Here is a 14,316-nt window from a genome sequence, read left to right on the forward strand (position 1 = left end):
AAATTTAAAATTCTAAAAAAAAAATAAAAAATTTTAAAAGATATTAATTAAACCATGGAGTCAAATATGTATGCAATTTTAAAAAACGGTGGAAAACAATACCGAGTTACAATAGGACAAATAATTAAATTAGAAAAAATAAATCATAAAATTGGTGATATAATTCAATTTAATCAAGTATTAATGATATCTGATAACAATAAAATTAATATTGGTACACCATATCTGAATCAAATCAGTATCCAAGGATCTGTAATTGATCAAGGAAGAAACAAAAAAATCCATATTATTAAATTTAGAAGAAGAAAACATTATAAAAAACAGCAAGGACATCGTCAATTTTATACAAGTGTTAAAATACAAGAAATTAAAAATAATATACAATCAGGATAAAATAATATGGCACATAAAAAAGCAGGTGGGTCTACAAGAAACGGAAGAGATTCACATTCAAAAAGATTAGGAGTCAAAAAATTTGGTGGAGAATTAGTTTTTGCAGGGAATATTCTTGTTAAACAAAGAGGTACTAAATTTCATCCTGGAAACAATGTTGGTTGTGGAAAAGATTATACACTTTTTTCAAAAATTAATGGATACGTGCAGTTTATTACAAAAGGTATAAAAAATAAAAAATATATTAATATTATACAAAAAAAATAAAAAATATTAAAAAAAAAATTATTTTATCTTCAATAGATATTTAATATAATGCGTTTTACTTTAAAAAATAAAATTAATAATAAGATAACAATATATCTTTTTTAAAAATATTTTTCGATCAAAATAAAAATATAAAAAAACAAATTTTTATTTGATTCAATAATGCAAAAAAAAATTAATTAATTAACGGAAATAAAAATGAAATTTATTGACGAAGCTATTATTAACATAAAAGCCGGAAATGGTGGAGATGGATGTACTAGTTTTCGAAGAGAAAAATATATACCAAAAGGTGGGCCAAATGGTGGTGATGGCGGAGACGGTGGTAATATATGGTTAATAGCTTCAAAAAATTTAAATACATTAGTGGATTATAGGTTTAAAAAAATATTTCATGCAATGAATGGAGAAAATGGAAAACCGAAAAATTGTTCAGGTAAAAAAGGCTTAGACTTAATTCTATCTGTTCCTATAGGAACTAGACTTATTAATAATGATACTGATGAAATTATTTTAGATATGATTATTGAAAAAGAAAAAATACTAATTGCCAAAGGAGGATGGCATGGTTTAGGGAATACAAGATTTAAATCATCAACCAATCGAACACCAAAAAAAAACACTAAAGGTAAAAAAGGTGAGCAAATAAATGTTAAATTAGAATTAATACTATTAGCAGATGTTGGTACATTAGGATTGCCTAATGCTGGAAAATCTACATTAATCACAAAAATTTCATCGGCTAAACCTAAAATAGCAGATTATCCATTTACTACAATTATACCAACTTTAGGGGTAGTTAAAATAGGAGAAAAAAATAGTTTTGTTATAGCTGATATCCCAGGATTAATTGCAGGAGCATCTCAAGGAATTGGTTTGGGGATACAATTCTTAAAACATTTAGAAAGATGTAAAATTTTATTACATATTATTGATATTTCATCTAATGACATTAAATTAATAATAAATGATATTAGAATAATAATAACAGAAATAAAACAATATAATATGCAATTGTATCAAAAACCAAGATGGTTAGTATTTAATAAAATTGATTTATTAAATATTGAACAAATAAAATCAAAAATAAACAAAATATTAAAAAATATCATTCCTAAACCAAAAGTATATTTAATTTCATCGCTAAAAAAAATAGGCACCGATAAATTATGTTCAGATATTTTTAATTTTTTATATAATAGTTAAAAACTATTATATAAAAAATTAAACCTGATGTGATAAAATAATAACCGTGGATGAAAAATATTAAATATTATTTAAAATTATTATATTATCTTTTTGAAAATTGAGGACGACATCTAGCTTTTCTTAAACCAACCTTTTTACGTTCTACTTGTCTAGAATCACGAGTTACAAATCCAGCATTTCTTAAAGTAGGACGAAAAGTTTCATCATATTTTATTAAAGCTTTAGTTATTCCTTGACGAATAGCTCCTGCTTGACCAGAAATGCCTCCACCTTTGACAGTAATATAAAAATCAAATTTTTCATTTAAATTCATAATTTCTAAAGGTTGCAAAACAATCATACAGGATGTTTTACGACCAAAATATTCTTCTAATGATCGTTTATTAACTACTATTTTTCCAGATCCTAATTTAAAAAACACTCTTGCAGAGGAACGTTTACGTCTTCCAGTTCCATAATTGGTCACTTTATTCATATGATTATATATAAACCTCTATACTTAAAAATTTAACAATTTTGGTTTTTGAGCAATATGATTATGGTCATTAGTAGCATATATTTTTAGTTTACTTAACATAATCCTACCTAAAGAATTTTTTGGTAACATTCCTTGCACTGCAATTTTAATCGTTCTTTCAGGAAATTTTAAAATCATTTCCTGAAAAGTTATTTTTTTTATACCTCCTACATAACCTGTATGATGATAATAAAATTTATTGGTAGACTTTTTACCTGTGACTAATACTTTATTTGCATTTAAAACTATTAAATAATCTCCGGTATCTATATGAGGAGTAAATTCTATTTTATGTTTACCACGTAATCTTCTTGCTAATTCTGTTGCTAATCGTCCTAAAATTTTTCCACTGGCATCAACATAATACCAAGATTGTTTTACATTATTTTGTTTTATAGAAAAAGTTTTCATTCTTTTTACCTAATATTGTATGAATAAATAAAAATAATTGTAAAAATAAATAATATTCATAAAATTAATTATAAAAAATTATAGTGTTGATATTATATAAAAATATTATCTTATAATCATTAACAATAAATCTTCCATAATATATTAAATGAAACACTAAAAATTTCTACAAAAACTGTTTTTAAATAAGAAATTTTTATATAAATAATCAATTATCATTTTTATTATTTTTATATATAATTTAATAATTATAAATATTTAATATTTTTTATAAAAAATATTTTTATATAATTAAATGTACAAAATTATTTATAAAACATAAAAATAAAACAGTATTTTTATGATACGATTAAAATTATAACATATTAATAGGTAATTATTATGCAGTCTATTGATCCAATGCTAAAATTAAGATCTAATATTAATAATATTGATGAAAAAATAATTAATTTAATTAAACAAAGAGAATCTATTTCCATTCAAATTGCAAAAATTAAACTAGATAAAAAAATAAAAATAAGAGACAAAACAAGAGAAAAAGAATTATTATTCAATATAATAAAATTAGCTACAGAAAAAAACATAAATACAGATTTTGTTAATAAAATATTTAAAATTATTATAAATTATTCTATATTTATACAAAAATTATTTTTTGAAAAAAACCATAAATTAAATAAAAATAAATTATTTTATCTTGGACCCAAAGGTTCATATTCCTATATTGCTGCTCAAAAATATGAAAAAACATATTTTAAGCAATATGTAAAATACGCATGTATTAATTTTAAAAACATAATCAAAAAAACAGAAGAAAACAATAATAATTATGCTATTCTTCCAATGGAAAATACATCTTCAGGATTAATTAATGAAGTTTATGACGTATTAGAAAATACTAGTTTATATATTATTAAAGAAATAGATCTTCCAATTCAACATTGTTTGCTAGCATTAAAAAACACTAATATTCAAAATATAAATACACTATTTACACATTATCAACCATTTTTACAATGTAATAAATTTATTAAAAAATATCCAAATTGGAAAATAAAATACAAAAATAGTAGTACTGATGCTATGTATCATATTTTTAAACAACAAAATCATCAATTTGCTGCATTAGGACATGAAAAAAGTGGGAAAATATACAATTTACATGTAATAAAAAAAAATATTAGTAATCAAATTAATAATACTACAAAATTTATTATTTTAAGTCATCATATGAAAGAAATAAAAAATCAAAATAACATGAAAACTATTTTATTAATTCATATTAAAAAAAATTCTGATAACATTCAAAAAATATTATCAATTTTTCATAAAGAAAAAATAAAAATTACTAATTTTATATCTCGAACTAGTATTACTCAACCATTATTAAATACAATTTATATTACTTTTTTAAAAAATTGTGATTTAGTAGAAATTAAAAATATTTTAAAATATTTACATAATATAACAGAATCAATAAAAATATTAGGATATTACGACATTGAAAAAATAAATCAACAATAAAAATCAATACTATTGAATCAATAAAAATAACTAAAAAAAAATATTTATTAATCAATAAATTATTAATAACATAATTAATGAAATTAATTTTTAATTAAGAATATCATTAAGTTAATTATATAAAAATATATTTTTATATATTAATATTATAAAAACTCATAAAAAACAGAAAAATCATATGTTATTGATGAAAATATTAAATTTATTAGGATAATGATTATGTTTTCCAAATTAACTGAACGTTTATCTAAAACAATTAAAAATATATCTAATCAAGGAAGAATCACAGAAAAAAATATTAAAGATACATTAAGAGAAATTAGGAAGTCATTATTAGAAGCAGATGTTGCCTTATCAGTTATTCAAAATTTTATTCATTCTGTTAAAAATAAATTTATTGGATATAACATCAATAATAGTTTAACACCGGGTCAAGAATTTTTAAAAATTATTAAAAAAGAATTGATTATTATTATGGGTCAAAAAAACAATGAAATAAATTTAGCCATTACACCTCCAGCTGTTATTCTAGTAATAGGTTTACAAGGAGTAGGGAAAACAACCACAGTAGCTAAATTAGGAAAATTTATTAAAGAAACAAACAAAAAAAAAATATTAATTACATCTGCAGATATATATCGATTTGCAGCTATCAAACAACTAGAGATATTATCTAAACAAATTAATATTGATTTTTTCCCTATCAATAAAGAAGAAAAACCAATAGAAATTTCTAAAAAAGCTTTAAAATATGCTCAATTAAAAATGTATGATGCATTAATAATTGATACTGCAGGTCGATTACACGTTGATGTTGATATGATGAATGAAATAAAAACCATACATAAAATAATTAATCCAATTGAAACACTTTTTATTATAGATTCTATGATCGGACAAGATTCAATTAATATCATCAATACTTTTAATAACATTATCAATATAACTGGTGTTATTTTAACAAAAACTGATGGAGATGCCAGAGGTGGAGTTGCATTATCCATTCGTTATTTAACAAACATACCTATTAAATTTATTGGAACTGGAGAACAATTAAATGATTTAAAATTATTTGATCCAGAAAAAATAGCATCTAGAATTTTAGGAATGGATGATATGTTATCAGTGATTAAAGAAATTGAAAATACAGTAGATAAATACAAAATAATAAAAATGACTAAAAATATTAAAAAAAATAATAATTTTAATTTAAATGATTTTTTAATACATATCAATAAAATAACAAAAATGGGAAATATTACAAATCTTATACAAAAATTACCTCATAATGCAATAATTACAAAAAATTTTAAATCTTATTTTGATAAAAAAATGTTAATTAAAATAGAAGCTATTATAAATTCTATGACACCTAAAGAAAGAAACTCACCGGAAATAATTAAAGGATCTAGAAAAAAACGTATTGCAAAAGGTTCAGCAACTCAAGTACATGAAATTAATATACTATTAAAAAATTTTGAAGAAATCAAAAAAACAGTTAAAAAAATTAAAAACAAAGGAATTGGCAATATACTAAAAAATATAAAAAACAGTATTTTATAATAACAATTATTTTTTAATAAATATTAATAATTAGTATTTTAAAATAATTTTAGATGCATATTATTGCTAAAATCTAGTATAATAAAAATTATTTAAACATATATAGAGAAAAAATTATGGTAAAAATTCGTTTAGCTAGACATGGTGTAAAAAAAAGACCTTTTTATAAAATTATTATTGCTGATAGTCGTTTCCCTATTAATGGCAGGTTTATTGAAAAAATTGGATTTTTTAATCCTATAGCTTCAGGAAAAGCAGAAAAATTATTTATAAAAATAGATCGATTAAAATATTGGCAACAACAAGGAGCTCAATTATCTAAAAAGATTAATTTTTTAATTAAAAAACAAACGAAAAATAAATTATAAAATGTATCATTTTATAAAAATAGGAAAAATTATTGCTCCATATGGTATTTTAGGTTGGATAAAAATTTTTTCTTTTACAGAAAAACCTGAAAAAATATTCAATTATATTCCATGGTTAATTACTAATCAAAAAAAATCTAAAATAATTAAACCATTATTTTGGAAAAAACAAAAAAAAATATTATTAATTAAAATTAAAAATATTAACGATCGTGAAATAGCTCAAAAATTAAATAATTATTCAATTCTGGTTCATGAAGAACAATTACCAAAATTACCTGAACATGAATATTATTGGAAAGATATTATTAATTGTCATATTATTAATTTTAACAATAATATAGGAATAGTTACAAATATAATAAATACTGGTTCTAATGATATTCTTATTATAAAAAACAATAATTTAAATCAAAAAATAATATTAATCCCATTTATTATGCATCAAGTAATTAAAAATATTAATTTAATTCATAAGGTTATTACAGTAGAATGGACAATAAAATCTTAAATAATCAACAATCCACTTCTGTAATATGGATTGATATTATTAGTATTTTTCCAGAAATGTTTCAAATTCTAACAAATTATGGCATTATCGCTAAAGCAATCAAAAATAACATTTTAAAAATAAAATGCTGGAACCCAAGAAATTATACATCAAAAAAACGTAAAAATATAGACAATAAACCATATGGTGGTGGACCTGGAATGATTATGTCAGCTATACCCTTGATTCAAACTATTAGACATATCAAATCTATAAAAAAAAAAGGTATTACTAAAACAATTTATTTATCACCACAAGGAAAATTATTAAATCAAAAAATAATTTGTTCATTTTCTAAATTTTCTCAAATAATTCTCATATGTGGAAGATATAAAGGAATTGATGAAAGAATTATAGAAATGGAAGTAGATGAAGAATATTCTATAGGTGATTATATAATTAGTGGTGGAGAACTCGCTGCAATGGTATTTATTGATTCTTTAATTCGTATTCAACCAGGTGTTTTGCAAGATGAAAAATCATTTCAATCAGACTCATTTTATAATAATCTACTTGATTGTCCTTATTATACTAGACCAATAAACATAGAAGGAAAATGTGTTCCAACAATTTTATTATCTGGAAATCATGAAAAAATAAAAAAATGGAGAAAAATAGAATCACTAAAAAGAACTTTGCATAGACGTCCAGAACTATTAAAAAAAAATGAAAATCAATAATAAAAATTTGATTAAAAAATTCAAAAAAAGTAAAAATATAAATAATATAAACAATAAAAATTTATATTTATGTTAATTTTTATAGGATAAGCAATGAATAATATTATTCAAATCATTGAAAAAGAACAAATGACTAAAATCATACCAAAATTTAGATCTGGTGATACTATTGAAGTCAAAGTATGGGTTGTAGAAGGTTCTAAAAAACGTCTGCAATCTTTCGAAGGAATAGTAATTGCAATAAGAAATCGTCAATTAAATTCAGCATTTTGTGTTAGAAAAATATCTAATGGAGAAGGAATAGAAAGAGTTTTTCAAACTTATTCTCCTATAATTGATTCAGTTATTCTAAAAAGAAAAGGAGATGTACGACAAGCTAAATTATATTATTTAAGAAATCGAAAAGGAAAATCAGCAAGAATAAAAGAAAAAATCAATTAAAAATAAAAATCTTATTTTTATAAAATATAAATATCATGCAGTCAGCTTGCTATGCTAGACTGCAAAAATAACAAACTTTATAAAAATATGCATCTAAAAACAATACCAATTAAAAATTTTTGATATTTTATATTTTATCCAGAACCACCAATAGTTAATTTATCAACTTTAATAGTTGGTTGACCAATTCCAACAGGTATACTCTGACCATCTTTAATACATATACCTACACCAGTATCCATTTTTAAATCATTACCTACCATAGAAATCATATTCATAACATCTATTCCTGATCCAATTAAAGTAGCTCCTTTTACTGGTACAGTAATTTTTCCGTTTTTTACAATATAAGCTTCAGAAGTAGAAAAAACAAAATTACCAGAAGTAATATCTACTTGACCACCAGAAAAATTTGATGCATATAAACCATAATCAACACTATTTAAAATATCATCAGGATTAGATTTTCCAGACAATAAATATGTATTCGTCATTCTTGGCATTGGTAAATGAGAATATGATTCTCTTCTTGCATTTCCAGTCGAAACTGTATGCATTAATTTAGCATTAAATTTATCTTGTAAATAACTTGTTAAAATTCCATCTTTTATTAAAATATTATATTGAGTAGGTACTCCTTCATCATCAATATTTAAAGAACCACGTCTATTATTGATAGTTCCATCATCAACCACAGTACATAAATGTGATGCTACTTTTTGACCTATTTTATTACTAAAAACAGATGTTTGACGACGATTAAAATCACCTTCTAAACCATGACCAACCGCTTCATGTAATAATACTCCAGGCCAACCATTACCCAATACAACAGGATACATTCCTGACGGAGCAGATACAGCAGATAAATTTAATATTGCTATTCTCACAGCTTCTTTAGTTAAATGTTCTAACCATATTTCTCCTATTTCATTTTTTTCAAAATAAAAGTTATAATCATTACGTCCTCCTCCACCACTATAACCTCGCTCTCTATTATTATTGGATTCTACTAAGACACTAATTGATAGATGAACTAAGGGTCTAATATCAGCTGCTAAATTACCATCTGTTGAAGTTACTAAAATCTGTTCATATATACCAGTTAAACTAGCATTAAGTTTTATTATTCTATTGTCAATTTTTTTTGCAATATTATTAATTCTATATAAAAGATCTATTTTTTCTTTATTAGTAAATGTTAATAAAGGATTATTAATTTTATATAAATTAGGCGTATTACAAAATTTTAATTGATTAATTTTAGTAGATTGATTGCTATTAATAATTTTTTTTGCGATTTGTACATTTTGTTGTAATGTTTCTAATGTAATTTTATTAGAATATGAAAAACCAGTGCTCGTATTATGAATAACCCTAACACCCACACCTTGATCAAAATGATAATGAGAATTTTTTATTATTCCATCTTCTAAGGACCAATTTTCATAATATTGAGATTGAAAATATAATTCCCCATAATCTAGTTTACGATTAGATAAATCAGTTAAAAGAAATAACAAATCTTCATAATCAAGATTATTCATAGTTAATAATTGATCTGTCACCGAGCTCAGTATCATATAAACTCACTTATTTATAATAGTTTTTAATTATAAAAATACATAAATATTTTAAAAAATAAAATTAAATATATTAAATATATAATTAATGTATAAAAATAAAAATTTTTATTAAAAAATAAATTTTATATTGAATTTTAAATGATTATATATATAATTAATAGATAGATATTTATATTTCATTATTATTTTTAATATTTATTTTTTTTAATAAAATATTTTAAGTCAAAACTTATGAAAAATATGTTTAATATATTAGTATTAAATGGACCTAATATTAACCTTTTAGGTAATCGAGAGCCACAGATTTATGGTACAACCACAATAGAAAAATTAGTAACAGAATTACATGAAAAAGCAGTTAAACTAAATATTAATTTATCACATTTTCAATCTAACGCAGAACATGAATTAATCAATAAAATACATCAATCTCAAAATAAATTTCATTATATTGTTATCAATCCTGCTGCTTTTACACATACTAGTATTGCTTTAAGAGATAGTTTATTAGCTATTAATATTCCTTTTATTGAAGTACATATTTCTAATATTTATGCTAGAGAAAAATTTCGTGCCTTATCTTGGTTCTCAGACATTTCTCAAGGAATAATATCTGGATGTGGTGTAAAAGGATATTTTTGGGCATTGGAAATTGCTTCTTATCGTCTAAAAAATAAACACTAATCATTACATAAATAAAAAATTAAAAATATTATATATATATAAAATTATCATAATTATTTTTAATAACTCGACAAAATATGCAATAATTTTTTCATATCTTGAGGAATATCAATTTCCCATAACATAATTTTTTTAGTAATAGGATGTAAAAAACTTAATTTTGTTGAATGTAATGCTTGTCTAGGAAATTTTTTAATAATATTAAAAATATTTCTAGACAATCCATTAAGATAAATATTTTTTTTATAATATAATTTATCACCAACAATTGGATGATTAATAAAAGACATATGAACACGAATTTGATGTGTTCGACCAGTTTCTGGTATAATACGTAGATAAGTATGAAATTTAAATTTATTAATAATTCGATAATTTGTAATGGATTTTTTACCTAAAATATTTGTAGTCATTTTTTTTCTTTTTACTGAATGACGCATAATTGGTTCATCAATTTTTCCACCAGATATCATAGAACCAAACACAATAGTTTTGTATTCGCGAAACATTTTTCTAGCTAAAATTAATTCTTTTAATTGATTATATGCTAATAAAGTTTTGGCAACGACCATTAATCCTGTTGTATCTTTATCTAAACGATGTACTATTCCTGATCGTGGTAAATATTTAATATTATTATTTAAAAATAATAAAGCATTTAATAAAGTACCATCTAAATGACCAGGAGATGGATGTACCACTAAATTATCATATTTATTCACAACAAAAATATATTCATCTTCATAAACAATATCAATAGGAATGTTTTCTGGTTGTAATAAATCAGTTTTTTGAATTTTTGCAATAATTAAAATTGTTTCACCACCAAAAAATTTTTTATCTGGTTGATTGACAATTTTTTGATTAACTAAAACTTGATTATTAAGAATCCATTTTTTTAAAGTTTCACGAGAGTAATCATTAAATAATTCTACTAATATATGGTCTAACCGTTTCTTTAATCCATTTTTATAAGGTATTTGTGCAAATAATTCTATTTTTTTGTCCATAATAAAATTATAATTTAATAATTGATATTAATTATAATATATAAATATATGAAAAATAAATATAGAATTGATAAATATATTAATTTATTTATATAAAAACATTATTATTTTAAATTTTTTTTATATAAATAAATTATTTTAATATAATAACCAATCTTCAATTATACATGCATAATATTATTACATAAAAAATAATTATGTATGTATTTTTAATTAATAATATTTCAAATAAAGTTTAAAAAATATTCTAAAATTGAAATTATATAAAACTAATAATTGAAAAAAATAAAAATGATTGTTACTAATAATTAATATATTAAAATATTTTTAAAAATATAATTTTTATGTATTAATCAATATATATTAAGATAAATAATTCAATCATTAGAATAATAATGAAATAAATTAAAATAACTAAAATATATCTAAAAATAAAATTAAAATGAAAATAAATACTAATGACATACGTAAAATGTTTTTGACTTTTTTCAAAAAAAAAGGTCATGAGATAATGGCTAGTAGTTCATTAATACCAGAAAATGATTCTACTTTATTGTTTACAAATGCCGGAATGAATCAATTTAAAGATATTTTTTTAGGACAAAATAAAAATAAATATACTCGTGTAGCAACCATTCAAAAATGTTTACGTACAGGAGGAAAACATAATGATTTAGATAATATTGGTTATAGTGAAAATCATCATACTTTTTTTGAAATGTTAGGAAATTTTAGTTTTGGCGATTATTTTAAAAAAGAAGCTATTTTATATGCATGGGAATTATTAACATCCGAAAAATGGTTTAATTTAAATCAAAATAGATTATGGGTAACAGTATATCATAAAGATCAAGAAACATATAATATATGGATTAATACTATAAAGTTACCTAAAAATAAAGTTGTTTTTATCAAAGACAATAAAAATTCTCAATTTAATTCTGATAATTTTTGGCAGATGGGTGATTATGGACCATGTGGTCCTTCAACAGAAATTTTTTATGATACTACCAATGCTTATTTAAATAATTCTATCAATTATTGTACAAATACACTGAAAGGACAAGTAGAAATTTGGAATATAGTTTTTATGGAATATAATCGTACATATGATGGTCAATTAATAAAATTACCGATTCCATCTGTAGACACTGGTATGGGGTTAGAAAGAATTACAAGAATTTTACAAAACAAGAAATCAAATTATGAAATTGATATTTTTGAAAAAATAATAAAATCTATTATCCAATTTAATCCAAACATTAATATTAATGAAAAAAAATCTATTCATATTATAGCTGATCATATTAGATCTGCATCATTTTTAATTTCAGAAAACATATTACCTAGTAATGAAGGAAGAGGATATGTATTAAGAAGAATTATTAGAAGAGCTTTAAGACATGCTTATACTAGCGGTATGAATAAATTATTTTTTTATAAGTTAGTACCCACTTTAATTCAAGCAATGGAAGAAGAATCATTATTAATTAAAAAACGAGAAAAGATTATTCAAAATATATTAAAACAAGAAGAAATTCAATTTAATTATACTATTAGTCGTGGAATAAAATTATTAAAATCAAAAATACAAAAAATGAAAGGGAAAATATTAAACGGAAAAACGATTTTTAAATTATATGATACATTCGGTTTTCCAATAGATTTAACAGCTGATTTTTGCAAAGAATACAATTTAAAAATAGATTATGAAGGTTTTAAAAAAGAAATGAGTTTGCAAAAAAAACAAACAAGAAAATCAAATATGTTTAAGAACAATCATGAACTATACATAGATATTAAACATCATTCTATTTTTGTCGGTTATAATAAATATGAAATTAAATCTACAATTCAACAAATTTTCGTTAATGGAATTTCTGTAAAAAAATTAACTGTTGGAGAATCAGGAATTATTATTCTAAATCAAACACCTTTTTATCCTGAATCAGGAGGACAAATAGGAGATATTGGAATAATATTAAAAGATGAAAATGTTTTTGAAGTTAAAAATACAAAAAAACATGGTATTGGAATAGGACATTATGGAATATTAAAATCAGGTGAAATAAATATTAATCAATTAATAACTGCAAAAATAAATATCAAAAATAGAATTCTAATTCAAAATAATCATTCTGCTACTCATTTATTACATTCTACTTTAAGAAATATATTTGGTGAAAATACTGTCCAAAAAGGATCTTTAGTAAATGATTCATATTTAAGATTTGATTTTGTATGTTATCAAAAAATTACAATTGAAATAATACAAAAAATAGAAAATATAATCAATTATTATATTTTAAAAAATATACCAATTAATACAACAATTGATACATTCAATAATGCTAAACAAAAAGGAATATTAGCGTTATTTCATGAAAAATATAATGATATTGTCAGAATTGTGTCTATTAATAATTATTCTGTAGAATTATGTGGAGGTACTCATAGTAGTCATACAGGAAATATAGGCCTTTTCAAAATCATTAATGAAAAAAGTATAGGATCTGGAATTAGAAGAATAGAAGCAATAACAGGTAAAAATGCTGTTAAATTTATACAAAAAAAAGAAATAGAAATAAAAAATATAATTAATATTCTCAATGCTAATGAAAACAATGTTCTTGATAAAATAAAAATATTAATTGAAAAAAACAAAATTTTAGAAAAAAAAATTGAATATTTTACAGAAATAGAATTAATAAATATAAAAAATCAATTAATAAAAAAAAATCAATTAATCAATAATATTAATATATTAATTGAAAATGTTCATAATTTTAATATAAAACTACTACGTACTATTATTGATAAAATCAAACTAAATCTCAATTCTTCAATTATTATTTTAACAACTGTCAATAAAAATAAAATTTATTTTATTATCAATATTAGTAAAACATTAAATAATAATATACAAGCTAATAAAATTGCAAAAAAAATAATAGCACACATCGGTGGAAAAGGAGGAGGCAATCCTTCCTTATCAGAAGGCGGTGGAGGTGAAAAAATAGAATTATTATCTAGTACACTAAATAATATAAAACAATGGATTATAAAAAAAATCAATCAATAATAGTTTTATTGATAAATAATAATAAAAAATA

The 14,316-nt window shown here is 21.6% G+C and carries 15 protein-coding genes; 11 read left to right on the forward strand and 4 right to left on the reverse strand.

Features of this window, described 5'->3' with window-relative positions; translation table 11 throughout:
• Positions 1-66 precede the first annotated feature (66 nt).
• The 3 genes from rplU (at position 67) to cgtA (ending at position 1,866) form a co-directional block, all read left to right on the forward strand.
• On the forward strand, positions 67-393 hold the full coding sequence (gene rplU / locus AB4W51_RS01690) for a 50S ribosomal protein L21 (protein WP_367676411.1): 327 nt from the start codon (positions 67-69) through the stop codon (positions 391-393).
• A 6-nt stretch (positions 394-399) separates the two neighbouring features.
• Positions 400-660, forward strand: coding sequence for a 50S ribosomal protein L27 (gene rpmA, locus AB4W51_RS01695; protein WP_367676412.1), 261 nt, complete (start codon positions 400-402; stop codon positions 658-660).
• A 198-nt stretch (positions 661-858) separates the two neighbouring features.
• Positions 859-1,866: an Obg family GTPase CgtA gene (gene cgtA / locus AB4W51_RS01700; RefSeq protein ID WP_367676413.1), complete on the forward strand. Its 1,008-nt coding sequence runs from the start codon at positions 859-861 to the stop codon at positions 1,864-1,866.
• Positions 1,867-1,951: 85 nt separating this feature from the next.
• Here cgtA and rpsI read toward each other — a convergent pair whose 3' ends face one another.
• Together rpsI and rplM are read right to left on the reverse strand one after the other, a co-directional pair.
• On the reverse strand, positions 1,952-2,344 hold the full coding sequence (rpsI, locus tag AB4W51_RS01705) for a 30S ribosomal protein S9 (RefSeq protein WP_367676414.1): 393 nt from the start codon (positions 2,342-2,344) through the stop codon (positions 1,952-1,954).
• A gap of 24 nt (positions 2,345-2,368) precedes the next feature.
• Entirely contained in the window at positions 2,369-2,797 is a 429-nt protein-coding gene (gene rplM / locus AB4W51_RS01710; protein ID WP_367676415.1) for a 50S ribosomal protein L13, read from the reverse strand.
• Positions 2,798-3,178: 381 nt separating this feature from the next.
• Here rplM and AB4W51_RS01715 point away from each other — a divergent pair, with 381 nt between their 5' ends.
• The 6 genes from AB4W51_RS01715 to rplS all read left to right on the forward strand — a co-directional run bounded on the left by AB4W51_RS01715 (position 3,179) and on the right by rplS (position 7,923).
• Positions 3,179-4,321, forward strand: coding sequence for a prephenate dehydratase domain-containing protein (locus tag AB4W51_RS01715; protein ID WP_367676416.1), 1,143 nt, complete (start codon positions 3,179-3,181; stop codon positions 4,319-4,321).
• A gap of 219 nt (positions 4,322-4,540) precedes the next feature.
• On the forward strand, positions 4,541-5,884 hold the full coding sequence (gene ffh, locus AB4W51_RS01720; protein WP_367676417.1) for a signal recognition particle protein: 1,344 nt from the start codon (positions 4,541-4,543) through the stop codon (positions 5,882-5,884).
• A 116-nt stretch (positions 5,885-6,000) separates the two neighbouring features.
• A complete protein-coding gene (gene rpsP, locus AB4W51_RS01725) occupies positions 6,001-6,252 on the forward strand; it encodes a 30S ribosomal protein S16 (protein ID WP_367676418.1) in 252 nt (83 codons plus the stop codon).
• 1 nt (position 6,253) lies between these two features.
• Complete coding sequence (gene rimM, locus AB4W51_RS01730) at positions 6,254-6,763, forward strand: ribosome maturation factor RimM (protein WP_367676419.1); 510 nt, start codon at positions 6,254-6,256, stop codon at positions 6,761-6,763.
• Positions 6,745-7,482, forward strand: coding sequence for a tRNA (guanosine(37)-N1)-methyltransferase TrmD (gene trmD / locus AB4W51_RS01735; protein ID WP_367676420.1), 738 nt, complete (start codon positions 6,745-6,747; stop codon positions 7,480-7,482). The genes rimM and trmD overlap by 19 nt, the downstream gene beginning before the upstream one ends.
• A 93-nt stretch (positions 7,483-7,575) precedes the next feature.
• On the forward strand, positions 7,576-7,923 hold the full coding sequence (rplS, locus tag AB4W51_RS01740; RefSeq protein ID WP_367676421.1) for a 50S ribosomal protein L19: 348 nt from the start codon (positions 7,576-7,578) through the stop codon (positions 7,921-7,923).
• A 134-nt stretch (positions 7,924-8,057) separates the two neighbouring features.
• Here the strand turns inward: rplS and tldD are convergent, their stop codons facing one another.
• A complete protein-coding gene (gene tldD / locus AB4W51_RS01745; protein ID WP_367676422.1) occupies positions 8,058-9,506 on the reverse strand; it encodes a metalloprotease TldD in 1,449 nt (482 codons plus the stop codon).
• A 234-nt stretch (positions 9,507-9,740) separates the two neighbouring features.
• Between tldD and aroQ the strand changes: the two genes are divergently transcribed.
• Complete coding sequence (aroQ, locus tag AB4W51_RS01750) at positions 9,741-10,193, forward strand: type II 3-dehydroquinate dehydratase (RefSeq protein ID WP_367676423.1); 453 nt, start codon at positions 9,741-9,743, stop codon at positions 10,191-10,193.
• A 59-nt stretch (positions 10,194-10,252) separates the two neighbouring features.
• Here aroQ and rluD read toward each other — a convergent pair whose 3' ends face one another.
• Positions 10,253-11,203: a 23S rRNA pseudouridine(1911/1915/1917) synthase RluD gene (rluD, locus tag AB4W51_RS01755; protein WP_367676424.1), complete on the reverse strand. Its 951-nt coding sequence runs from the start codon at positions 11,201-11,203 to the stop codon at positions 10,253-10,255.
• Positions 11,204-11,645: 442 nt separating this feature from the next.
• On the opposite strand from rluD, the gene alaS reads away from it, so the two are divergent.
• A complete protein-coding gene (gene alaS, locus AB4W51_RS01760) occupies positions 11,646-14,285 on the forward strand; it encodes an alanine--tRNA ligase (RefSeq protein WP_367676425.1) in 2,640 nt (879 codons plus the stop codon).
• Positions 14,286-14,316: the final 31 nt, after the last annotated feature.

Origin of the sequence: Buchnera aphidicola (Eriosoma grossulariae) (assembly GCF_964059045.1) — a bacterium.
GTDB classification, from domain to species: Bacteria; Pseudomonadota; Gammaproteobacteria; order Enterobacterales; family Enterobacteriaceae; genus Buchnera_D; species Buchnera_D aphidicola_A.